At 65.2% G+C, this 23,075-nt stretch carries 23 protein-coding genes and 1 tRNA gene; 7 read left to right on the top strand and 17 right to left on the bottom strand.

The features are described from left to right. Positions 1-108 precede the first annotated feature (108 nt). The 3 genes from B9Y86_RS09360 to B9Y86_RS09350 are packed head-to-tail and all read right to left on the bottom strand — an operon-like array spanning position 109 to position 4,700. Positions 109-1,170, bottom strand: coding sequence for an acyltransferase family protein (locus tag B9Y86_RS09360; protein WP_085485161.1), 1,062 nt, complete (start codon positions 1,168-1,170; stop codon positions 109-111). A gap of 9 nt (positions 1,171-1,179) precedes the next feature. Then, positions 1,180-2,466: a glycosyltransferase gene (locus B9Y86_RS09355; RefSeq protein WP_085485159.1), complete on the bottom strand. Its 1,287-nt coding sequence runs from the start codon at positions 2,464-2,466 to the stop codon at positions 1,180-1,182. Continuing rightward, on the bottom strand, positions 2,463-4,700 hold the full coding sequence (locus B9Y86_RS09350) for a glycoside hydrolase domain-containing protein (protein WP_085485157.1): 2,238 nt from the start codon (positions 4,698-4,700) through the stop codon (positions 2,463-2,465). The genes B9Y86_RS09355 and B9Y86_RS09350 overlap by 4 nt, the downstream gene beginning before the upstream one ends. Positions 4,701-4,911: 211 nt before the next feature. Between B9Y86_RS09350 and B9Y86_RS09345 the strand changes: the two genes are divergently transcribed. Then, complete coding sequence (locus B9Y86_RS09345; RefSeq protein WP_085485155.1) at positions 4,912-6,273, top strand: cell wall-binding repeat-containing protein; 1,362 nt, start codon at positions 4,912-4,914, stop codon at positions 6,271-6,273. Between the two features lie 72 nt (positions 6,274-6,345). Here B9Y86_RS09345 and B9Y86_RS09340 read toward each other — a convergent pair whose 3' ends face one another. From B9Y86_RS09340 to B9Y86_RS09315, 6 genes are all read right to left on the bottom strand, one after another. Then, positions 6,346-7,212 carry a MurR/RpiR family transcriptional regulator gene (locus B9Y86_RS09340; protein WP_085485153.1) on the bottom strand — a complete coding sequence of 289 codons (867 nt, stop codon included), beginning with the start codon at positions 7,210-7,212 and terminating at the stop codon, positions 6,346-6,348. Further along, positions 7,196-8,005 (bottom strand): phosphonate ABC transporter, permease protein PhnE, encoded by an 810-nt coding sequence (gene phnE / locus B9Y86_RS09335; protein WP_085485151.1) that lies wholly within the window; start codon positions 8,003-8,005, stop codon positions 7,196-7,198. The genes B9Y86_RS09340 and phnE (B9Y86_RS09335) overlap by 17 nt, the downstream gene beginning before the upstream one ends. Continuing rightward, positions 8,002-8,850: a phosphonate ABC transporter, permease protein PhnE gene (gene phnE, locus B9Y86_RS09330; RefSeq protein WP_085485149.1), complete on the bottom strand. Its 849-nt coding sequence runs from the start codon at positions 8,848-8,850 to the stop codon at positions 8,002-8,004. The genes phnE (B9Y86_RS09335) and phnE (B9Y86_RS09330) overlap by 4 nt, the downstream gene beginning before the upstream one ends. Then, positions 8,847-9,602, bottom strand: coding sequence for a phosphonate ABC transporter ATP-binding protein (phnC, locus tag B9Y86_RS09325; protein ID WP_085485386.1), 756 nt, complete (start codon positions 9,600-9,602; stop codon positions 8,847-8,849). Before phnC ends, phnE (B9Y86_RS09330) begins: the two co-directional genes overlap by 4 nt. A gap of 64 nt (positions 9,603-9,666) precedes the next feature. Further along, on the bottom strand, positions 9,667-10,653 hold the full coding sequence (gene phnD / locus B9Y86_RS09320) for a phosphate/phosphite/phosphonate ABC transporter substrate-binding protein (protein ID WP_085485147.1): 987 nt from the start codon (positions 10,651-10,653) through the stop codon (positions 9,667-9,669). A 4-nt stretch (positions 10,654-10,657) separates the two neighbouring features. Further along, positions 10,658-11,401 carry an HAD family hydrolase gene (locus B9Y86_RS09315; RefSeq protein WP_244894691.1) on the bottom strand — a complete coding sequence of 248 codons (744 nt, stop codon included), beginning with the start codon at positions 11,399-11,401 and terminating at the stop codon, positions 10,658-10,660. Between the two features lie 123 nt (positions 11,402-11,524). Between B9Y86_RS09315 and B9Y86_RS09310 the strand changes: the two genes are divergently transcribed. The 5 genes from B9Y86_RS09310 to B9Y86_RS09290 all read left to right on the top strand — a co-directional run bounded on the left by B9Y86_RS09310 (position 11,525) and on the right by B9Y86_RS09290 (position 14,704). Next, complete coding sequence (locus B9Y86_RS09310; protein ID WP_085485139.1) at positions 11,525-12,280, top strand: hypothetical protein; 756 nt, start codon at positions 11,525-11,527, stop codon at positions 12,278-12,280. Between the two features lie 56 nt (positions 12,281-12,336). Beyond that, the gene (locus tag B9Y86_RS09305) at positions 12,337-12,687 is read left to right on the top strand and encodes a hypothetical protein (protein WP_085485137.1); all 351 of its coding nucleotides are present in this window, start codon (positions 12,337-12,339) and stop codon (positions 12,685-12,687) included. Positions 12,688-12,811: 124 nt separating this feature from the next. Then, positions 12,812-13,252, top strand: coding sequence for an iron chaperone (locus B9Y86_RS09300; protein WP_085485135.1), 441 nt, complete (start codon positions 12,812-12,814; stop codon positions 13,250-13,252). Positions 13,253-13,423: 171 nt separating this feature from the next. After that, entirely contained in the window at positions 13,424-14,203 is a 780-nt protein-coding gene (locus tag B9Y86_RS09295) for a dienelactone hydrolase family protein (protein WP_085485133.1), read from the top strand. Positions 14,204-14,386: 183 nt separating this feature from the next. Next, complete coding sequence (locus B9Y86_RS09290; protein ID WP_139824828.1) at positions 14,387-14,704, top strand: helix-turn-helix domain-containing protein; 318 nt, start codon at positions 14,387-14,389, stop codon at positions 14,702-14,704. Between the two features lie 76 nt (positions 14,705-14,780). Here the strand turns inward: B9Y86_RS09290 and B9Y86_RS09285 are convergent, their stop codons facing one another. From B9Y86_RS09285 to B9Y86_RS09260, 6 genes are all read right to left on the bottom strand, one after another. Next, positions 14,781-15,245, bottom strand: coding sequence for a hypothetical protein (locus B9Y86_RS09285; RefSeq protein ID WP_139824827.1), 465 nt, complete (start codon positions 15,243-15,245; stop codon positions 14,781-14,783). Between the two features lie 385 nt (positions 15,246-15,630). Then, positions 15,631-15,702: transfer RNA gene (locus tag B9Y86_RS09280), tRNA-Arg, on the bottom strand. 156 nt (positions 15,703-15,858) lie between these two features. After that, the gene (locus B9Y86_RS09275) at positions 15,859-16,356 is read right to left on the bottom strand and encodes an HNH endonuclease (protein ID WP_085485127.1); all 498 of its coding nucleotides are present in this window, start codon (positions 16,354-16,356) and stop codon (positions 15,859-15,861) included. Between the two features lie 348 nt (positions 16,357-16,704). Further along, the gene (locus B9Y86_RS09270) at positions 16,705-17,640 is read right to left on the bottom strand and encodes a C40 family peptidase (RefSeq protein ID WP_176223314.1); all 936 of its coding nucleotides are present in this window, start codon (positions 17,638-17,640) and stop codon (positions 16,705-16,707) included. A gap of 236 nt (positions 17,641-17,876) precedes the next feature. Further along, positions 17,877-19,601 carry a hypothetical protein gene (locus tag B9Y86_RS09265; protein ID WP_085485123.1) on the bottom strand — a complete coding sequence of 575 codons (1,725 nt, stop codon included), beginning with the start codon at positions 19,599-19,601 and terminating at the stop codon, positions 17,877-17,879. A 231-nt stretch (positions 19,602-19,832) separates the two neighbouring features. Continuing rightward, positions 19,833-20,525, bottom strand: coding sequence for an iron-dependent transcriptional repressor DtxR (locus B9Y86_RS09260; protein ID WP_085485121.1), 693 nt, complete (start codon positions 20,523-20,525; stop codon positions 19,833-19,835). An 88-nt stretch (positions 20,526-20,613) separates the two neighbouring features. On the opposite strand from B9Y86_RS09260, the gene serC reads away from it, so the two are divergent. Then, positions 20,614-21,726: a phosphoserine transaminase gene (serC, locus tag B9Y86_RS09255; RefSeq protein ID WP_085485119.1), complete on the top strand. Its 1,113-nt coding sequence runs from the start codon at positions 20,614-20,616 to the stop codon at positions 21,724-21,726. A 203-nt stretch (positions 21,727-21,929) separates the two neighbouring features. On the opposite strand, the gene B9Y86_RS09250 is transcribed toward serC, so the two are convergent. After that, a complete protein-coding gene (locus B9Y86_RS09250; RefSeq protein WP_085485117.1) occupies positions 21,930-22,649 on the bottom strand; it encodes a DUF3027 domain-containing protein in 720 nt (239 codons plus the stop codon). A gap of 6 nt (positions 22,650-22,655) precedes the next feature. Further along, a complete protein-coding gene (locus tag B9Y86_RS09245; protein ID WP_055777724.1) occupies positions 22,656-23,036 on the bottom strand; it encodes a cold-shock protein in 381 nt (126 codons plus the stop codon). Between the last annotated feature and the right edge of the window lie 39 nt (positions 23,037-23,075).

The following is a 23,075-nucleotide window of genomic DNA, read 5'->3' as shown; positions in this document are numbered from 1 at the left end:
GGCGTCCCAGCGCACTCATTCGGTGCAAGCTCAGGCTGCGCTCGTCGAATAGCAACGAGGTGGCTCTGCAGCTGCACCGAATCGAAGGCAATCCGCCGCGCCGACGAGTCAGTGTGCGTCGGCGGGCTCCTTTTCGCCGACAATTCTGTTTCGCCACGCCTCAGGCAGCCCGAACAGCACCCGTGTACGTCCGCGCATGAGCAGCCGATGGATTCCGAGAGCAGCCAACACGATGAGTGCAGTTCCGAAGACGGGAGCGAGGTACCGCACCGGAGCGAACCCCAGCGACCACTCGACGGGAGGCAGCAGGAAGAGCACCCAGATCAGGGGAAGCTGCAGCACGAAGATCGGCAGAGTGCGCCGACCGACAGCGGCCGCCGCCCTCTCGAACGGCGGCCAACGCACGAGCAGAGCGATGACCACGATCGACAGCACGACCGCGGCACTGTCGCGCAGCAAGCGAAGCCCGGTCTCGAGCAGGGTGCCCTCTGAGCTCTGCTGCCAGGCCAGTTCGCACACGACGAAAGAGACGATGCCGAGCACGGGTGCCCACGGGCTGCGAACGCGCGCGAGCGCCTGCAGCGCAGAGGCCGCATAAACGCCGACGGCGAAGAACACCGCGTAGTAGACGACGTGCAGCCAGAGCGCCTCGTCGCGAGTGACCGGCACGGCGCCGGATGCGACGGACAGCACCGCGAGCACGCCCAGTATCGCGACGGGCGGCACCCGGTTCAGGCTGCTGAGAACCACGACGTAGGCCGCGAGAGCGAAGATGAACCACAGCATCGAGTCGGGAACGAACAGCTGCTCGAGGTAGTGCAAGGGAGTCATCACACGAAACGGGATGCCCGGATCGATCACCCCGATCGAGAGCACCGCGTACACCGTGAGCCAGGCCACGTAGAGCCAATACAGCGATACGGCCCGAAGCACGGTTCGTCGATCGCTCCACCCCGCGCGAACCCGACGCGACGCCACAAGACCCGAGACCACGAAGAGCAGCGGCAGTCTGAACGCACCGAAGAACTCTGTGAGCTGCGTCCAGACCTCGACCCCGTTGCTCGGCGGCGACAGCGGCTCGTACACGAAGATGCGCACGTGCAGCAGAACGACCAACAGCACGCAGAGGCCGCGCGCGGCATCCACCCACGCGAGCCGAGTCGCGGTCACTGCCCGCGCCTACCGAACGGAGACCGCCCGGCGCACCACCGGCTCGAACATGCGGTCGAACACGACCCTGCGATCGAACTGCAGCGCGTACTCCCGGGCTCGCACGGCCCACTCGTTTCGCTCGTCGGCCGTGGTCTCGACGATGGCGCGCACGAGAGCCCGGGCGATCGCATCCGGGTCTTCGACGGGAACGACGATCGCGTGATCGCCGATCGCCTCGCCGATGCCGCCCGTCAGCGTGGTGATGATGGGGCCACCGCCGGCCAGCATCTTCTCGGCCAGGGCGATGCCGAAGGTCTCGACGAATTCGGGGCGCGGCTTGCTGGGCAGAACGAACGCGGCGCATCCCTTCATGAGATACGGCTTCTCTGCGTCTCCCACATCATCGAGAAAGCGGATGCGCGATGAGACACCGGATGCCGCGGCGGCCGCGCGGAATGCGTCGGCCTGCGGGCCTCGGCCCGCGATCACGAGCGTCTTGTCGCCGTGCACGCCGCTGCGCTCGAAGCCCTCGATGAGCTCCTCGACGCCCTTGGCGTGGGTCAGGCGTGACAGGAAGAGCACGTAGCCGTCGCGTTCGAGCCCCCGTGCGCGCAGCACATCGTCGAGCACCCCGTCGTCGAGATCGACATACGCGTCGGCATCGATCGCAGGGTACGAGACGGTGATCTTCGCGCGGCACTGCTCGGCGAAACGCGTTCCGTGCTGCGCATCGACGCGCTCGGCCTCGCTGATGATGAGCTGGCGTGTGTAGTCGGAAACGGCGACGCAGTAGTCCTGGCTGAGGTAGCTGGTGAGGATGTGGGCGGCGGCGCCGAGGCGGCCTTCCTCCACGGCGGTGCGCACGACGTTGGTGACGTCGGAGCCGACAGCCTCCGCGATGGTGGTGACGTTCACGGGCAGGCCGGTTCCGTGAGCGGCCCGAACGGCGTCGGACGCGGCGATGGTGTGGGGGCTCAGGTAGAGCGACAGGCACACGGTGGGAACGCCGTCGGTGAAGAGCTCGACCAGACGCCCCGTGATGCCGGCGAGGTGTCGGCCGTCGGGAACCTTGTAATCGCCGACCGGGGCCGGGCGCTCCACGAAGATGCCGTCGCTGTAGGGCAGAACGGAGTCGAGCGGCTTGAGCGGCAGGCCGGCGCGCTCGAGAACGTCGATGGGCCACGTCACGATGCGCACCTCGTCGAAGCCGCGCTCGAGGGCGGTCTCGGCGAGATTACGCGCCTCGACGGAGTGCCCGCAGATCACCGGATCTGCTCGCACGATGATCACGAGACGGTTGTCGATGGTGGTCATGGCTTGGCTCCCGGGTGTGTTGGGGTGAAGGGATCGCGAACCGGACCGGAACGCGATGGGGGAAGATTCGTGGTGGCCCAGGCGCTGGGCTCGGTGCCGAGTTCGACGAGCAGTTCGCCGCCGCGGTGCAGCTCCGATCCGCTGATCCAGCTGCGCTCGAGCGGCGCACCGTTCAGCTGCATCGACTGCACATACTGCACAGGGCCGCCGTGAACGGGTTCGACGAAGTTCGTGGTGCGCACCCTGAAGCTCTCGTCGCCGATGGCGATGGTCGCCGACGAGAACAGAGGAGCGTTCACGAGGAAGATGTTCTGGCCGGCCACGGGAAACAGCCCGAGCGAGGCCCACACGTTCCACGAGCTGAGTCCGCCCGAGTCATCGTTGCCGGGCAGTCCCCCGCGGCCCGTTCCGAACTGCTGCAGCAGCACGTTGTGCACGACCTCGGCGGTGCGATCGGGGCGTCCGGCGTAGTGATACGCCCAGGGCGCCTCCATGTCGGGCTCGTTGTTGAGACCCTCGAAGCGGCCGAGCGCGTAGCCCGCCTTCATCTCGGCGACTGCCGGCCTGTTGCCGGGTTGGGTCACCGAGGGCGCTCCGAAGCCGAAGAACTCGTCGAGCTGCGCCACGAACGCTTCGGCGCCGCCGCTGAGCTCGATGCGCGAGGCCATGTCGTGCAGCAAGCGGAACGAGTAGTTGTACCGGGTGCCCTCGTAGTAGGTGGAGTCCTTCAGTAGCCCGCTCGCCGGATCGAACGCGTTGACCCAGCGCTCGGCAAGACCCTCGAACTGCTCCGCGAGCGCCGTGTCGCCCACCCTGCGCGCGACCTTGGCCGTGGCCCAGTAGCCGAAAGCGAGGTCGAGGGTATGGCTGATCGGATGCGTCTCGCCGTGCAGCAGGAATTCCTCGCCGTAGGTGCGGCGCAGGTCGTCCGACATGTGCACGAGTGCCCACTCCCAGTCGATGCCGGGCAGCCCGAGCTGGCAGAGGTCGGCGAGAAAGGTGTGGGCGAGGGCGCTGCCCTGGCGCGAGAAGCGGTCGCTGCCCCTGGCCATGCGGTAGCCGATCGGAAAGTTGCCCTCTTCTTCGCAGATCGTGAGCAACGCGTTGGCGAGCTCGACGGCCCGCTCGGGCTGAAGCGCGGTGAGCAACGGCAGCTGGGTGCGATAGATGTCCCACATCGTGCTGATGTCGAAGGCGAAGGGTCCGTCGCTCGGCCAGAACGGGCTCTCCGATGGTGCAAGACACGGCTTGATCATCGAGTGGTAGACAGCTGTCGAGAACACGGTCTGCCGTTCGGTCGACGTTGTCTTCACGCTCACCGACTTGAGCTGCTTTCGCCAGTGGCGCTTCGTCTTCTCACGTCGATGATCGAAGCGAGCCGGCCCTTCGCCGCAGTCGTCTCGCAGATTGCGGCGGGCCTGCTCGACGCCGCGCAACGAGAATCCGATGCGCAGCTCGATGGTCTCCCCCGCCCGGCTCGGCCCCGCCCACATGAGGCCGAACGGGCGCAGGGTCGTTGGTCTGATGTGGTCGAAGTCGAGTCGCTTGCCGCCGGGCATAAGACGGCGGTCGTAGAACAGCATCTGCCGCCACTGCGGGGTGTCGCACTCGATGTAGACGGCGATCGGGGTTCCCTCGACCACGATCTCGCCCTGTGCGACTCCAGGCTCGAGCGTCTCGAGCTGAGCCCTCAGCGGAATCGTCGCGCCATACGGAATCGACAGCCCTCCGAGCGAGAAGTCGATCACCACGCGCGCCCGAGGATCTTCGGGGAACGTGTACCGATGCACCGCGCTCTTCGGTCCCACCGTCAACTCTGCTCGCACGCCGGAGTCGAGCGTGGCGGCGTAGAAGCCGGGCTCTGCGGTCTCGTCTGTGAGATCCCAATGCCGGCCCAACGCATCCAGTGGCTCGACCATGGGCGTGACGCGAAAGTAGTTGTAGTACTTGCGAATCGCGCCGGTGCCCGACTGCTGAAAATGCGTGAAACCGGATGCCGTGGCTCGGTCGTGCAGGGTCGAGGGCACGCCCTCGAGACTCAGGTCGTAGCGACCGTAGCCGGTCGGGTATGCGCCGGAATAGGCGCAGGCCGAGACCATGCCGAGCGGGTAGGTGGCTCCCGGATGCGTGTTGCCGATCTGGGGTTTCGGCCACCACCAGGTGGCGGCGAGGCCGGTCTGCGCGGTCAGATCGGTCGGCTCAGACCCGATGAAGGGGTCGACGTGGCCGATCATGCGAGCGTCCGTCGTCGATTCATGATGTGACGCTAAGAGCCGGCGGCATCCGGTCGGTGAACGAGCTGATTCCTGTAGATGAACGCAGGGCTAACGGTGATGCGCGTGGCCTTATTTGGCGGAGATGAATATCTCTGCCCTGGAATGACCTTTGCCTGTCTAGACCGGCAGACCTCTATGCTCTGGAATACCAACTCGAACAGGGGAAATAATGCGAGTTTTGATTTCGGGGCGCCGCGCTGGCAGCATCATCGCCGCCGCAGTGTCGGTTGTCGTCTCCGTTTCGCTGTGCCTGGTGGTCTTCGCCGGCGCTGGCCCGGTGAGTGCAACGACGGTAGTTGCCGATGCGCCGGCTACAGCAACCGTCAGCGGCGTTCTGCGGTCACCGGAATTCCCCAATCGACCCGCGCTTGGGCAGCACTACGTCCGCGTTTACAGTTACCCGTACGGCGGGGCGGTGGACCGCTCTGCCGAACCTGATGCGCAAGGGCACTTCACCATCTCGGGAATTCCCGCAGGCAAGTACACGATTCAAATCGGATCCAACACCGAATCTTGGCTCGTCGGCGAATCGGGCGGGATTCTTTCAGGAGACAACGGAGTCAACCTGGAGGCCGGTCAGAATTTCGTGGTCGACACGACCGTGCCTTTCGAACGAAATCCTTTGGCGCCGTCTACCGTTCGCATCGCGGGCGAGGACCGCTACGACACAGCCGTCCAGGTATCTCGCAGCGCGTTCGACACAGGCGTGCCTGCGGTCTATCTGGTCAGTGGAACGAATTTCGCAGATGCTCTGAGTGCCGCACCTGCTGCTGCCTTCGAGGGCGGGCCGCTCCTCCTCACCGCTCGCGAAAGTCTTCCCCAGACCGTCAAGGACGAACTGATCCGGCTCGCGCCAGAAAAAGTGGTGATAGTTGGAGGTCTTGCCGCCATAAGCAAGACAGTCGAGACGGAGACGCAGTCGTTGGGACTGAGCGTGCAGCGCATCTCCGGAGCCGATCGCTTTGCGACATCGCTGGCGGTAGCAGAATATCTCCCGCGCACATCCTGCTCTGCTGCATTTATCGCAAGCGGTCTCAACTATCCCGACGCCCTATCCATCAGCCCGGTCGCTGCAAACTTCCGGGGCCCACTGATCCTTGTCGATGGATCGTCCTCGGCACTCACCGCCGAGACTAAAGCTGCCCTGCTGAGGATGAACTGCACCTCGATCATGATCGCGGGCGGGCCCGACGCTGTGTCTACAGGAATCGAAACCTCAGTCCGAACTTTGCCCTCATCAGTGACGAGGTTCGCAGGCGATTCGCGATACGGCACGTCAGAAGCCATAAACCGGTTCACGGGCGAGCATCCACACGCATATTTCGCATCAGGCGAGAACTATCCTGACGCGCTCGCGGCGGCAGTCGTGGTTGGCCTTGGCGACGGATCGCTCTATCTCACGAGGCAATCCTGCGTCCCTGTCCCGCTGCACGACCTGGTCGTTTCACGAACCCCAGCCATCGTGACACTCGTCGGTGGACCGTCTGTGCTGCACGAATCTATCGCTAACTCGTCTTCGTCTCCGTGCTAAAGGACGTTCGCCGCGAAGACGAAGCTTTCCAACGGCGATGCACGACGGTGAGCGAAAGACGCCTTTGGGGAGTCAGTCGCTGAGGTTGTCGCTCAGAATCGAGAGCACGGTCGAGCGCGACTGTCGCGCCACGTCGCCCAGTCGGGCTGCGACCACCTCGACGAGTGACTCGAGCAGCACAACGTGCGGGATGCGTGAGGTGTGCTCGAGTTCGTGTCTGAACGATCCGCTGGCCGGCGCGACCACGAGGGCGGCGTCGGCGAGTGTCACGAGCGGTGATCGCGCGAACGACGTGACCACCACCAAGCGCGCACCCGCGGCCCGCACGGCGCGCGCCGAACGAAGACTGGACTCGTTCGCGCCACTGCCGCTGATCACGATGCAGGTGTCGGCCGGGCTCAGCTGACGCGCCGCGATCTGCTGGCCGATGGGGTCTGCGACGAACTCGGTGGGGCGCCCCACGGCGGTGAGCCGCATGGCCAGATCGAGCGCGAGCGGCGACGACAGCCCGTTCGCGATGGCGAGAAGACGCGCTGCTCCCACGATGAGCTCGAGCGATTTCTCGACCGACTCGTCGGTGAGCACGCTGGCGATCTGCGGAAGCGAGGCGGCGAGCGCGTCGATGTCGGCCCGGATGCTGCCGAGGGCTCCCGAGCCGTAGTCGCGATCGCGCTCGCGGCCCTCGCCCTGGGCGAGCTCACGGGTGAGCGCAACGCGCAGCTGCGGATAACCGCGGTAGCCGAGGCTCTGGCAGGTGCGGATGACCGTCGACCTCGCGACGCCCGCGCGGTCGGCCAGGTCTTGCGCCGTCGTTTCGACGATGCCTTCGAGATCAGCGAGGATCAGTTCGACCACGCGGCGCTCGCTGGGCAGCAGCGAGTTGATCACCGTGGCGATGCGCGTCGTGGGGGTGACGTCGTCGCTACCGCTCCAGGTCATGTACGGGTGCTCCCTCGGTTATCCGTCGGCGGATGGCCCCCGAGATCGCGTCGAGGGCGATCGTCACGATCACGACGACGATCAGCAGCATTCCGACCACGCCCCACTGCCGATACTGAGTGTAGGAGGTGAGCATGTCTCCGATGCCACCCACACCGATCAGACCGAGCACCGCCGAGGCGCGCACGTTGATCTCGAAGCGGTAGAGCCAGAACGACAGGAACTCGGGGCTCGCCGACGGCCAGACACCCCAGCGCAGCACCTGCGACGTCGACCCACCTGCTGCACGCACGGCCTCGATCGGGCCGCGGGGCACCCCGTCGATCGATTCGAAGCCCCACTTGCCGAGCGTTCCAATGCCGCCGACCGCGAGCGCGAGCGCGCCGGTCAGAGGCGTGAGACCGGTGACAGACAGGATGATGATGGCGATGATGATCTCGGGCACCGCCCTGATCACGGCGAAGACTCCGCGCAGCGCGGCCTGCACGGGCGGCGGGCCGAATCCTTTAGCGGCAAGGAAGCTCAGCGGCGTGGCGACGATGATGCCGAACACGGTGCCGACCCAGGCCATCTCGACCGAGCGCCAGGTCTGATAGAGCGCTTCGCCGAGCTTCGACCAGTCGGGCGCCGAGAACATGAGCCAGAGGTAGCGCACGATCTCGGCGGGCAGATTGCCGAGCCTGGCCCAGTTGATGTCGACAGACCAGAAGGCGATGACCACGACAACGACAACGATGGATGCGACGACCCGGCCGCGCGTGCGGGATGGGCGGGGTGGGGCGACGGCACTCATACGAGCCTCTTCCGGATGGCGCTCGAGACGAGCTCGAGCAGGATGACGACGACGAGGACCTCGAGGATGATGACCGACAGCTGGTCGTAGCGGAAGTAGGTGCGCACCGCGTCGATGAGCAGGCCGATGCCACCTGCGCCCACGAGACCGAGAACGGTGCCGGATCGCACGTTGAGCTCGAGCACGTAGAGCACCTGGTTCACGAAGCTGGGCCACACATCGGGCAGGGCGACCGCGCGGTTGATCTGAGCCTGCGTGCCGCCGGCCGCACGAGCCGCTTCGAGCGGGCCGGCGTCGTTCGACTCGATGGCCTCGGAGACGAGCTTCACGATGATGCCGACGTTGAACAGCACGAGCGCCAGGATTCCGGGCAGCGCGCCGACGCCCACCATGGCGACGAGGATCGCGGCGTAGAGCAGCTCGGGCACGGCACGCACGATGTTGAGAATCACACGCACGATTCCGCGACCGACCCAGTGCGGGTTGGTCAGGCGTGCGGCCCAGAGACTGAGCGGAAGCGCGATGAGGGTGCTCACTGCCGTGGCGATGACCGCCATCTCGAGCGTCTCGAGCATGGGCGGGATGGTGCGGGGAAAGAACGACCAGTCCGGCTGCAGAAGCTGAACGATCTTGGCGGCGCCGTTCTGCCAGTTGCGCGCGATGGCGTCGAGCGAGAACGCGATCCCGAGCTGCGGGCTCAGCGTGACGGCCGTGATCACGGCGATCACGCCGAACGCGAGCCACGGTTTCCAGCGACCGGCGGGCCGCGGCGGCGGGGTGGCGGCCGCTGATGCCGCCGCTTTCGCCGTCGCGGCCGGGGCGGGCACGGATGCGGGGGCGGTCATCGGTCGAGCACGTCCTCGGCCCGAATCGAGCGGCCGTAGATCTCTTCGAACACGGCGTCGCTCGCGTCGTCGACAGAGCCGTCGTAGACGACCTCGCCGGCGCGCAGGCCGATGAGCCGGGTGCCATACTCGCGCGCCAGGTCGACGAGGTGCAGATTCGTGAGTACGGTGATGCCGAGCTCTGTGTTGATGCGACGCAGGTCACGCATCACGGCGTGCGCGGTGGGCGGATCGAGGCTCGCCACGGGCTCGTCGGCGAGCACGAGATGCGGCTCCTGCGACAGGGCGCGCGCGATCGCGACCCGCTGCTGCTGGCCGCCCGAGAGCGACGAGGCGCGATCCCATGCCTTGGCCAGAATGCCGACCCGCTCGAGCGCGTCGAACGCGATCTGCCTGTCGGCGGTGGTGTGCAGCCCGAGCAGCGTGCGCCAGGTCGGCGTGTGCGCGAGACGGCCGACGAGCACGTTGTTCAGAACGCTCGTGCGGCCGGCCAGGTTGAACCCCTGAAAGATCATGCCGACCTCACCGCGCAGGCGACGAAGCTCACGGCCCTTCGCCTCTCCGAGGCGGTGCCCGCCCACGGTCAGCTGACCCGAGGTGATAGGTACGAGACCGTTGATCGTGCGGATGAGGCTGGACTTGCCGGAGCCGGACAGACCGACGACCGAGACCATCTCGCCCGGCTCGATGTCCATCGAGATGCTCTTGAGTGCGACGACGCCGTTAGGGTAGCGCACGCTGACATCGCGCATGCGGATGGCCCACGGCGCGGAGGCCGAGGCGACTGCCCCGACCTCCGCAGTGTGCTGAGTCACGCTACTTCAGTCCGAGCTTGTCGGCCGCGCGAGCGACGACGTCGAGCGAGCCCGGGTCGGCCGGGGCCAGCTTGGTGATCGAGTAGATCGCGGTGAGTTCCTTCGAGCCCTCGGGGGTGTTCGAGTAGTCCTCGAGCGCCTTGGTGATCTTGTCCTGCAGCGCGGGCGACAGATCCTTGGTGAGGGCAACGCCGTCGTTCGGAATCTCGTCGGAGAGGGCGAAGACCACGACCTTCTGGCCAACGTCGGGCTTGTCGCTCTTCACGATGTCGCGGGCATCCCAGAAGCTGAAGCCCACCTCGGCGTCGCCGTTGTAGACGGCGAGAACGCTGGCGTCGTTGGCGGTCACCGGCAGTGCACTGATGTCGTTGTCGGTGTCGATGCCGGCCTCCTGCAAGGCGAGCACAGGGTAGATGTAACCGGCGGGCGATCCGGGGCCCAGCATGGCCACCTTGACACCGTCTTTGATCTTCGAGATCGAGTCGAGACCGGCCGGTCCCTTCAGCGCGTCGGCGCCATTGCAGAAGAGCTTGCCGTCGCGCTCGACAGGCTTGTCGTCGCAGTACTTGTCGGGGTTGTTCGTCATGAACTGGGCCGGGTAGGTGATGTTGCCGTTGCGCTCGGTCTGCAGCACGACGGATGCGCCGTACATGTCGCTCGCCTGCCACAGCTGCAGCGACGGCAGGAAGCCGATCTGCGCCTGGCCCGCGCCCATGGCCTCGACGGCGGCCTGGTAGTCCTTCGACACGACACCGGTCACGGGAATGCCCAGGGCCTTGGTGAGCATGTCGGTGAGCGGCTTGGCGGTGTCGACGAGCGCGCCCTGATCTTGCGAGGGAACGAGGGCCAGCGTGAGCGAGGTGGGGTCGGCCTGGGCCGCGTCGGTCGAGCCGTCGGTCGAGCCGGAGGCCGAGCATCCGGTGAGGGCGACCGTGGCGAGGGCGACGGTGGCCGCCCCAGCGAAGGTGAGGCGCTTGCGAGAGATCATGGAATTACCTTTCGGAGGGTGTAGTGAGAGGTGCGGGTGAGAAGGGAGAAGAGGAGGCACGGAGCCATTCGGTGATGGCCGGGTAGAGGTCGTGCAGGTGGTGCGCTGTGAACGTGGGCGTCACATCCTGCGTCTCGTCGGGCGTCTCGTCTGAGGTCGAGCCGACGAGAGCTGTCAGCGCACCGCGAGCGTGCGCGGGGGCGAGATCGTTGACCCAGACGTCGCCGATGCTCAGAACCTGGCCGCGGGGCAGCCACTCGTCGAGCACAGCGGTCATGCCGTTCGGCTTGCCGACTGAGGTGTAGGTGGCATCGAACAGGCCCGCGAGTCCGAGCATCTCAAGCGCCGCGTCGATGCGGATGTCGGGTGCGTTGGTGGCGACAACGACGTTGGCGTACTGGCGCGCCTCGCTCAGAAAACCGACGAGGCCGTCGGGCGCCACGACGGGGGCGAGCGTCGAGCCGAGGTGCTCGCGGCTGGCCAGATAGGCCTCGCCGAGGGTCTCGGGCCGGATGCCGTGGTCGGCCGACATAAGCCGCACCAGGTCGTATCCGTCGATGGCGCTCGTGCCGGGCGCTTGGCCGGAGGGGTGCTCGTCGAGCGTCGCAATGACTGCTTCGACGAAGGCGTCGGCCTCGTCGGCAGGCAGCTGCTGCGCCGCGGCACGGGCATACGCGACGACCGGCCCAACCCCGAGGGAGAGCGTCCCATCGAAATCGAACAGCAGGGTCTTGTCGCGGTACGGCACGCTTTTCCTTTCACTCGTGGACACAGCGTCCATGATAGGTAGAGCGTATAGACGCAATGACCACGCTGGGTGAACAGCGTGTAAACGATTTTTCGAGCGGCCGTCGCCACCTACGATTACGACGTGACGATCGACGACTTGCTGGGTGCTGCCGCTCGCATCGACGCGGGTGAATCACCGCGGTCGGTGCTCGAGGGCTCGCTTCTCGCCGCCCAGATCGCACAGGATGCCTCCGCCGACCGCTTCTCCCTGTGGGGGCTCTCGACCGTCGTCGACGAGAACACGGGCACGCCGGTCATCTCGCCCGCGCTCTTCGCCGAGCTGCACCGACTGGCCGGCCTCGACGCGACCTGGCCTGTCGGCAATGCCGGGCTCATCCATGTCTATGGCTATCTGCTGTCGACCGTGTCGACGCCCTACGGCTTGAAGCGCGACCGATGGGTGAACGGCGATGTGGCGCGCGCGCTCGGCCTCGAGCCTTCTATCTTTACTCCGTGGTTCGGGCCCGCCTCCGACGGCACTCCCCTGCACAGGCTGACGGCTGCGCTGTCGCCCATCTTCGACGCTCCCGAGCAGACACCCGGCGTCGAGTTCGTGACGCACGAGAGTTCGGATCGCGTCACCGCCACGACGGTTCTGGTGCGGCATCCGGGTAGCGGACATTCGGCGCTCCTCTACGCCGTCAACGGCAAGCTGCTCACCGCGTTCCCCTTCGAGATCTCGGCGTCGAGCATCGCGTCTCTGCAGGCGGAGCCACCGCGCCTGCGCTACAACGCCGTGGTCGACGCGCCGAGGCAGCCGCTCGACACGCGCCGCGTCCTCGCGCTCCCCTCTCTCGATCAGATTCGGCAGGCCCCTGCGACTGCTGACGGCATCTGACAGACTCAAGCGCGGGGGCATCCCCCGTATCCCGTCTATCCCAGGAGCAGAGCCTCATGTCTGACGAACGCACCGCTGCTGCGCCCCGAGCCAAGTCTCGCTGGGCAGTCTTCGGCTTCTGGTTGTGGGCAGCCGCGATCGCGTTGGTTGTTGCGGCCACGATTCTCGGCATAGCCCTCAATGACACCCTCCCTACAGACATGGGAATCCGAGCGTCGGTGACGTTTCCCGTCGTTGCCAGCCTGATCGCGATTCCGCTCAGCACGGTGGGGCTGGCTTTCGCCATCACGGCCCTGGCGAAGCGCGAACCACGCAAGGGCCTGGCCATCACGACAATCGTGCTGTGGGCGGTAACGCCGATCGTGGCACTCGCCGTGGCGCGCGGCCTCGCGACCCTCGTCTCTTAGGCTCTCGCCAAGAACCGCGCCTCTCGGCCAGAATCAGAGAAGCGGGCTGCATCGCCGATTCCCTATCCCGACAACGAGGCTGCGCACGCCGCGACTCTGACGACTACGACTGAAGGAGCACAGCATGGCCGCAACGGACACCGCCGGAGGACTCTCCAAAGAAGAACGTGACGCGGTCAAGGATCGCGCGAAAGAGTTGCGCGACGAGGCCAAGGCCGGCAAGAACCGTGAGGCGGGCGAGAAGGCCGTGGCGAAGGCGATCGCCGAGATGCCCGAATCGGATGCCGCTATCGCGGGCCGCATCCACGAACTGGTCGCGGAACACGCGCCGCAGCTGATGCCGAAGACCTGGTACAGCCAGCCCGCCTACGCGAACAAGGAGGGCAAGGTCATCCTGTTCGTGCAGAGCGCGGCGAAGTTCAAGACACGGTACTGCACCCTGGGCTTCAGCGAAGATGCAGCGCTCGACGACGGGGAGATGTGGCCGACGTCGTTTGCGGTGACCGAGATCACGCCTGCGGTAGAGAAGCGGATCGCGGAGCTCATCCTGCGCGCGGCTGGCTAGCGCGGGAGGGGGTCGAGGTCGATGGTGTCCCCCGGGCTCAGTGAGCCGTTTAGCTCGGCGATGGTCGGCCCTCTGTAGTTGTCGCGTACGACGGGTGACCATGCTGAACTGGAGAGAGACAGTTTCAACGGCACGCTTAACACGACTATTCAGAGAGAAGATTCCAGCCTCATGACGACAATCGGTACGTCCCTAGTTTTCAGCCCGCAACACGAAGCCCTGATCAATAGCGTTCCTCTCCGGGAGGGCAGTTCCATCCGGTCGGAGCGCATCTCATACGACCACGACGGCTCCGCTCTCGAGGGGTACCTCGCCTGGGACGCTTCTGACGCAGAAGTGCGGCCCGGCGTGCTCGTCATCCACGACTGGTACGGGGAGGGCGAGTATGTGCACGCCCGAGTCCATATGCTTGCCCGACTCGGCTATGTGGCGTTCGCAGCCGACATCTACGGAGCCGGCGTGCGCCCTCAGGGCGACGAGGCACCCGCCGTGGCCGGCGCGTTCTACGGGGACCAGCAGCTGCTTCGCGCCCGGGTCCAAGCTGGTTTCGATCGCCTGCGCTCGGATTCCCGAGTCGACCCCGACCGCATCGCGGTGATCGGCTACTGCTTCGGCGGCTCGGCCACCCTCGAGTTCGCGCGCACGGGCGCACCCATCGCCGGCGCGGTCTCCTTCCACGGCGGACTCATCACCCACGAGCCTGCTGATGTGGCCGACCTCCGCGCACCCCTGCTCGTGCTCACCGGAGCCGACGACCCGGTCGTGCCCGACGAGGCCGTCATCGCATTCGAGAATGAGCTGCGCACAGCGCCCGAACTGGACTGGCAGGTCGTGAGCTACAGCGGAGCCCCGCACGCATTCACCCAGCCGATGCTCCCGAGCTACAGGCCGAAAGCCGACGCCCGCAGCTGGAAGGCGATGGAGGCGTTCTTCGACGAGGTGCTCGCTTGAGCTGAACCGGTAAGCACTCGAGGCCGAACTGGTGCACCGAAGGGAGGCGCTCGCAAACCTTTCTACCCCGTTCGAGCCTTGATTCGATTAGTTGATTCAGGCGAGTATGGAAAACTCCTGTTCCAGTCAGTGCGAGCCGACCGAATAAGCACTCCGCCACAGAGGCGCCTTAGTGACACAAACGTGAGTCTCCTCGTATCGCAGTATCAACAAGGTGCGACTGTCTATGAACTATCGGCATCCTTCGGTATCAATCGAGAGACCGTAACGAAACATCTCAAGCAAGCCGGCGTGACACTGCGCAACGTGATCGGAGACCACGAAGTGACTCAAATACTGGAGCTGTTCGAAGCAGGAGTATCGGCGAACGCGATCGGTAAACGTGTCGGCAGAGACCCGAAGACTGTGCGCAGTCTCTTGAAGAAACTCGAGATACGAAATGGACCCGAGCTTGAGATCACGGGCCGATCCATAGGCGGCCTCTCGACGACGATTCACTAACTTGTCGACGCCGACGGACTGCCGGTCCGCGCCTTGTTGTCGAAGTCGCTAGGCCCAGGACTCCGACCGTGCGGCTCTACCTCGCCTCAGCCTCTGCTTCGAAAACACGCTTCTGCAACCACTCCGGAACGTTCTCCGGATCACGCGGAAACTTCTCAAGATCCTGCACATACAACACCGGATCGATCGGGTACTTCCACTCCGGCTCCTCGTCATAGTTGTACGCCACATCAACCTTGCCCTCGACAGTCACCACGAAAAGAACGCTGAACCACGTACCAGCACCCTCACGATACATAGCCTCACGCAACCGCTTCGCCGCATCGGTTGCAATCTTGATGTTCTTGACCGAATCGCGTGTCCCGTCTGCTCGCACAGTTCTGGCCGAGGCACTGTTGTAGCCGACGAGAGATCTCATCCTCAACTCAATACGCTCGAACCCCGGAGGTATTAGTGAAAAGAGTGCCTTTGCTGTCTCCTCGAAATAAACCCTCTCACCGAGAATCCCACCCAACTCATCATCCGACGTTGATAAACTCATCACTCTCCCACTCCGAATCATCAATCTGGTACTGAACCTCAATAAGATCGGGTACTTTTCCGCCCGGCGGGTAATGGGGATATATCTCCAAGGAGACATGTGCGGGAGGGACACCCTCGCGTCCACGAACTGCCTCGCGGAGCATTGTTTCAAGATTACCGAAACTCGTGCCCGAACCTCCTCCAAAGGGAGCATGATTCGGTGATCTACACCAAAGCCGTGAATCGCCACAATCGGACGACCAGTTCCAGAGACTCGAGCAATCACGAGAAGAGAGTATCGAACACCGCTCACGTTGCGTTCAGGCCGGGCATCGTTAGGGTGACGCGTTGTACGTTGACTGGTCTCAGCTCCCGCTACCGCGGATACTGACCGATCCGAAGGGTGCCCCTGGAGGGACTCGAACCCCCAACCTGTTCCTTAGGACGGAATTGCTCTTCCATTGAGCTACAGAGGCTGGCCTTTAGGAGTTTAGCTTAGAGGCGGAGGTCGGGTGGTCTCGATACGCGTCGGCCGCGGGCGGCCTTTGGCTACTCGACCAGCGCAAGAGCTGAAGCCGCGGCGGGGCTGCCCATGAACAGGGCACGGCGAAGCCGTTCAATCGCGAAGCGAGCTACGCCGCGCTCTCTATGTAGCCCTCCCAGGCCGGCTCCGCGCGCTCCGCTCCCCGCACCGTCCACCCCGACTGGTGCGGCATCTTCGGAGTGGCGCGCAGAGTCCAGCCCATCTCGGCCGGAGTGCGGTCGCTCTTGATGTTGTTGCAGCGCAGGCAGCAGGCCACGAGGTTCTCCCACGTGTCTTTGCCTCCCCGCGACTTGGGCATCACGTGGTCGATGGTGGTGGCCGATCCCCCGCAGTACAGGCAGCGCATGCCGTCGCGGCGCAGCACTCCGCGGCGCGACACGGGCATAAGTCTGGTCGAGGGAATGCGCACGTAGCGCGTGAGGATGATGACGCTCGGTCGGTCGAACAGTCCCGAGGTTGCCCAGACCGGATGCTCTTCATCGCTCTCGATGATCGTCGCCTTCTCGTTCATCACGAGAACGATGGCGCGCTTGAACGAGACCACTCCGAGTGGCTCGTATCCCGCGTTCAAAACAAGTGTTCGCATTGTTGCCCTTTCGAATTGCCCTGCACGGCTTGCAGGGACCCGATGTGTCACCCATCGTTTTTCTTCGCGATCAGAGGAGCAAATGGACACAAAAAAAGGGCACCGTCAAAATGACAGCACCCTAACCAAGCCGAACCCGGCTCAGACAACGTCCACTCGTGTGCCTCCTGACACTCAGCAGGCGGCAACCCGTGGTGCGGATGCTCCTGCCAGATATCACGAGGTCTCTCCTGAAGGCTCGAATAATTGCAGTAAGGCTAACCCACGAACGGCGTACCACAAATTCGTGGCACGCCGTTCGGGTGAGCTGTAACCGATTGTTCACAAACCGGCCAGCGACGATTCTGTCTAGACGATGCGCACGAAGTAGTAGCTGCCCCACAGCGCACGGTGCTCGACCATTCGGCCCCAGTCGGGCGAGTCGATCACTCCGCCGGCGCCGTCGTAGATGCCGATATGGTACATCGGCCACACCACGAGGTCACCGGGTTGAGCGTCTTCGGGCGAGACGCGAATGCCCATGGCCGCCTGGTTTCCGACGATGCGCGGCAGGTAGATGCCGAACTGGCCGAACACATACTGAGTCAGCCCATCGCATCCGAAACCGGCCTCGGGGGTGGCACCGGCGCTATAGGGAACGACACCGACGAACTGCTGGGCGTAGTCGACGACGGCCTGTCCGCTGTAGGAGCCAGAGGGCGGGTTCACCGCGAAGGTTCCGGCAGTGGGGGTGTTCGAAGCGGATGCCGTGCTCGCCTCTGTCGCGGCGACCGCGGCGGCCGCGGCATCGCGGGCGGCCTGCAGCTCGGCGCTCGTGGGAGCGGTGTAGGCATCGCGGCTCACAGCCAAGGCAGCAGTGGCATCGTCGACGGTGATGCTCTGCACGCCGCCGGCAAGATCGGTGGAGTTCTTCGCATCGAAAGCCGCATTGCCGTTGCCGAACGCGTATGCAGGAAGAGCCATCGTCGCGATGAGCCCCACGGCGAACGCCATGACGACGCCCCCGGCAACGTTGCGCTTGGTGGGCTTCTTGAAGCGACGCGGCGGCGCCGTCGGCGCGGCCTTGGCTACAGGGGCGGATGCGCGGGGCGCCGCGATCGCCGGCGAGACAGAGCGGGTCACCACAGCGATGGGTCGCGGAACAGCGGGAACGATATCGCTCTCGAGATCGCGCTCCGAGCCTGTCGTCGCCGCTGTGCTGTTGGCTCCGGCTGCTCTGTCGATCGAGTTGTTCGGGGCGAGCTGGCCGTTCGGGGCGTCCAGCGACTCACGAAATTCGGTCAAGTCTGTACCTCCGGCACCTCGCGCGGCGTCTAGGGTGCCGTCCCGTCCCACTGAGTTGTCTGCGGGTTGTGCGCTCCGAGAGACGGGGAAAGAGGTGTCTCGGCGCGGCCCAGACGCCATTATTCGGCGGTGTGGACCTGTCCGATGGTACGTGACCGTTACCTGTTTGTCACCTAAATGACAGCAATTTTAACGGATTGGTAACGGCGGGAATGAAAAAACCTCAGCGCGACGGGCTACTTGAAGTCCCTGTCGAGGTTCACGTTCAGCGCTCCTGTCGTGCTGCCGACGTCGATGTGCATGTGGGTGCAGGAGTCGGGGAACTCCTTGAAGTTCACCAGGTTGAGGGAGACTCCGGCAGACGCTCGGCACTCGCTCTGACCCAGGTTCGAGCCGGCAGGCATGATCGGGTCGAGAAGCTCGGCGAACTTGATCGTGTTCGGGTCTGCGCCAGGAAGCGAAGCACCGTTGATCAGATAGAAGTCCACGGCGTGACCACCGCCGTTGGTGTAGTGCGACGACCCTGTTCCGGCACCCTCGATCTGGTTGGTGCACTTGCGGTTGATATCGCTCACGGCCACGGTGTCGAAGGTGCGCACGGCGATCACCATCACCTGCAGAATGCGCAGGTCGATGCCGCAGTCGGGTTTGACGACACCATCGGCCAGTGCCTGGATCTCGGGAATGTGGTCGGGCACCGAACCCTTGAGCTTGCCCGCTGCGACGGCAGCCATCAGCTCCTGAGCCAGCTTCTGCGACTCCTTCGATACATAGCTGTTCGTCGTCGAATACAGCGAGCCGGGGGCACCCTCGGCGTAGAAATCATCGCGCACGGCGTTCAGCGCGGGGCCTTCACCGACAGAGAGGTTCTGGCTGTCCGTGACGTCGCCGGGTGTCTGCTTGGTTGCGAAGTCCGACGTGCTCGCGAACCCGAGCGAGGGAATCGAGATCGAGACGACGAAGAGCGCGGCGATCATCATGACGAAGCCCGCGAGAATGCGTCGCTTGATCGGCTGAAACCGCGCGTGCGAGACGAACGTGCCGCTCGACGACGACAGCAGCTCGGCAACGGGAAGGGAGCGCTTGATGCGCGGCGATGCGATCGGCACCGGGCGCACGGGGGTGTTGTCGCCCGACGTGGCGAGCGCCGAGATCGCTTCGGGAGCTGCATGCGTCGCGATGATGTCGATCTCGGTGCTCATCGTCGTCGGCTCAGCGGCGACGTGATGTTCAGCGAAGTCGACCTCGGCGCTCATGACAGTCTCGGCGGCGATGTGCTCGGCCGTCTCGATCTCGACCAGCGGATGCTGCGCCACCAGTTCGATCTCGAGCGGCACCGTCTCGAGACTGGCGACCGCGAGCATCCGCTCATCGATCGCAGGCTCGACGGATGGCTCCGCCACGAGCTCGTCTTCGACGACGGGCGTCTTCTCGGACTCGACGACGGGCGTCTTCTCGACCTCGATGGCAGGGGTGTTCTCGATGTCGACGGCGGGCGTCTCTATCCGTGCGCGGCGAGCCCGCCTCGACGTCGGTGCAACTGGAGCGGGCGCCGGATCTAGCTCTGGCTCTTCGACGAGGACAGCCTCAACCGCTGGATCGGGCTCGGGATCCGCCTCGACGACAGGTTCCGCTTCAACCGCAGGCTCGGGCTCCGGCGCGACCACAGGCTCCGCTGCAACCTCCGCGCGAGGGGCGCCCGCGGCATCCGGAGCAGTTGCCGCGACGTCGCGTCGCTCGCTGTATCGCTCCTCGTACTCGCGCTCGCGCCGCTCTCGGCGGCTCAGCCCGGCGGCGGCCTGCGCAGCGGCGGCCCGGTGCTGCGCCTCGGCCTCGGCTTCGGCCTGCTCGCGATCACGTAGCTGTCGACGGCTCAGTGCCGTGGCAGGCTGCGCCGACCGTGAATCGCGGCGTCGTCGAGTGTGCTCGACGTTCTTCTGCGATTCGGTGGGTTCGACCACGGGGCTGAGTATCCTTCGATGCCATTGATGGCAGACGTGTCCGACCGTCTGAGCGCAGAACGGGGCCGGTTAGCTCAGGAGACAGTCGGAGGGCGCATCCTGATCCGGTGCTCCGCCGCTCTGAAGAGCGGGGGAACTGTTCGAGGGTATGCGAATCTGACCCCTCTGTCACTCTGGCACGGTTAGCTGACAGTGCGCCACCAGCGCACGGCCAGGATCGGGGCCGGTGAATCATATGCCGACGAAGATGTGCCCCGCCACTTCGTTGGGAAGCTCGAGGCCCTCGGCGAAGCCCTCGACCTCGACCAGAATGTACGAGCCGACCTGCGAGAACGCGGCCGTGTTACCCGGAACGACGCCGAACTGCTTGAGCTGCAGCAACAGCTCCGGATCGACCTGCGCGGGCTCGCCCAGGCGTCGGATGACCTTGGTCTGCGGACCGACGGCTCCGTGAACGAGGGTGAGCAGATTCACGACTCCACGAGTGAAGGGCACCGCCGCGGCGTCACCGAACTCGTCGAGTCCGGGGATCGGGTTGCCGTACGGAGACTCCGTGGGGTGGTCGAGCATCTCGATGATGCGGCGCTCGACCTGCTCGCTCATGACATGCTCCCAGCGGCATGCCTCTTCGTGCACGTACTCCCAGTCGAGCCCGATGACGTCGCTGAGCAGACGCTCTGCGAGGCGGTGCTTGCGCATAACGTGCACGGCCTTGGTGCGGCCCGTGCCCGTGAGTTCGAGGTGGCGATCGCCCGACACGACGACCAGGCCGTCGCGCTCCATGCGACCGACCGTCTGGGAGACGGTGGGGCCGGAGTGTCCGAGGCGCTCAGAGATGCGTGCGCGCAGCGGAATGATGTTCTCCTCCTCCAGTTCGAGGATCGTGCGGAGGTACATCTCCGTTGTGTCAATGAGATCGGCCAACGATCACTCCTTAGGAAGTTGCGCACGTACGCCTCCACCATAACGTTTTGACGCGCTGGGTAAGGCTCGGCTCACTAGACTCAACATCATGCCTGAACTGACAATTCCCAGCGCCCTCTTGCCCGTCGACGGCCGTTTCGGCTGCGGCCCCTCGAAGGTCCGCCCTGAGCAGCTCGTCGATCTGACCACTCGCGGGGCCTCTCTATTGGGAACGTCACACCGTCAGGCACCGGTCAAGAACCTCGTGGGATCGGTTCGCGACGGGCTCTCGAACCTCTTCTCACTGCCCGAGGGCTACGAGGTCGTTCTCGGCAACGGTGGATCGACCGCCTTCTGGGACGCAGCAGCCTTCGGTCTCATCGAGAAGCGCAGTGAGCACCTCACCTTCGGCGAGTTCGGCTCCAAGTTCGCCGGCGCGGCCAAGGCCCCGTGGCTCGACGCTCCCCACGTGATCAACGCGGCCGGCGGCTCGCGCAGTGAGATCGAGGTCGTCGAAGGCGTGGATGTCTACGCCTGGCCTCACAACGAGACCAGCACCGGCGTCATGGCGCCGGTCAAGCGCGTGAACGGCGACGCGGACGCGCTCACCGTCGTCGATGCGACCAGCGCGGCCGGCGGCATCCAGTTCGACGCGGCCGAGACCGACGTCTACTACTTCGCACCCCAGAAGAATTTCGCATCGGACGGCGGCCTCTGGTTCGCCCTCTTCTCGCCCGCCGCCCTCGAGCGCGTCGAGCGCATCGCGGCGTCGGATCGATACATCCCCGAGTTCCTCAGCATCAAGAACGCGGTCGACAACTCGCGTCTCAACCAGACTCTCAACACTCCGGCGATCGCCACGCTCGTGATGCTCGACAACCAGATCGAGTGGATCAACGGCAACGGCGGCCTCGGATGGGCCTCGGCCCGCACTTCCGAGTCGTCGAGCGCGCTCTACGACTGGGCCGACTCCGTCGACTACGCGAGCCCCTTCGTCACCAACCCCGAGCACCGCTCGCAGGTCGTCGTCACGATCGACTTCGACGACGCGATCGACGCCGCTGCCATCGCCAAGGTGCTGCGCGCCAACGGCATCGTCGACACCGAGCCGTACCGCAAGCTGGGCCGCAACCAGCTGCGCGTGGCCACATTCGTAGCGATCGAGCCGTCCGACGTGCGCGCGCTCATCTCGTCGATCGAATACGTGGTCGAGAACCTCTAGCGCAGCGCGCCCAAGCGGCGGTCTCGATACGCTACGGCCGCGGGCGGCCTGCGCTACTCGACCAGCGCAGCCCGGAGCACAGAGAACGGGCGGAGAATCGCACATCCGACGCGAATAGCGCCTCGGATAGTCAGATCTCCGCCCGTTTCAGTTCTAGCTCGCCGAAATCGCCCTTCGACTCGCTCAGGGAGCGGTGCCGCTGATCAGCGCAGGTCTTCGGGAGCGTCTTCGTCGTAGTAGACGCTTGAGCGGGGCGCGGCGTCGTCGAGTTCGACGACCGTGAGGCCCTCTTCGTCGACATCGACCGTCTGCTCGGCCTTTGCCGGGGCGGGCGCTTCGTCGCCGCGAACCAGAACAGACGCGTCGAGCACAGCCGCCTCGGCGTGCTCGTGAACGGCGTCGTCGAGCACGTCGTCGTCGAGAATATGGTCGTCGAGGTCGAGCTCGTCGTCATCGAGATCGTCGTCGGAGTCGTCGTCGGAGTCGTCATCGACATCGTCTTCATCGTCGTCCACCGCGAGCGCAGCGGCGTGCTCTTGAGCGAGCTTGTAGTCCTTGAGGCGATCCGACCACGGCGTCCACTCGGGCGCTAGAACGGAGTTCTCACCCGGCAGCAGTTCGGTCTCGAGCACCGCGGGCTCACTGTCGGCGTCGATCCGCGAGAGCGTCGCTGTCCAGTGCCAATCGGGGTAACCGGGCATCAGCGAGGCGAAATGCAGGCTGAGCACGTGCTCGTCGTGGGCGGTGTGCCCGACGACCGCGCCGATGGTCGACGCGGGAGTGATCTCGAGAAGCGCCGCACGCGCCTGATCGACGGCCGCCAGAAGAACAGGGTCGGCCTCGAACACGCGCGTCGTCTCTACGGTCTCGCCCTCGACCTGGTCGTCAGACGACTCCTCGGGGGTCGGGTCGGAGTGCTGCACCGGTGTCTACGCGTCCAATTCGTCGGCGACCTTGCGCAGCAGCGCAGCGATCTTGCGGCTGTGCGCCGTGTCGGGGTAGCGGCCCCGCTTGAGGTTCGTTCCGATGCCGTCGAGCACCTTGACCAGGTCTTCGACGATGATCGCCATGTCGTCGGCCGGCTTGCGGCTGAGCTTCACGAGGCTGGGCGGCGCTTCGAGCACGCGCACCGAGAGCGCCTGCGCACCCCTCTTGCCGTCGGCGATGCCGAATTCGAGCTTGGTGCCCGCCTTGACCGTCGTACCTGCGGGCAGGGCTGACGCGTGCAGGAACACCTCTGAGCCGTCATCGGAGCTGATGAAGCCGAAGCCCTTCTCGTCGTCGTAGAACTTGACCTTGCCGGTAGGCATTCGCGGATCTCCTCGTGTGAATACTGACCGCCACGTGGC

The organism is Agreia pratensis, assembly GCF_900177685.1.
Lineage (GTDB): Bacteria > Actinomycetota > Actinomycetes > Actinomycetales > Microbacteriaceae > Agreia > Agreia pratensis.
This window is presented reverse-complemented; position numbering and strand designations above follow the sequence as displayed.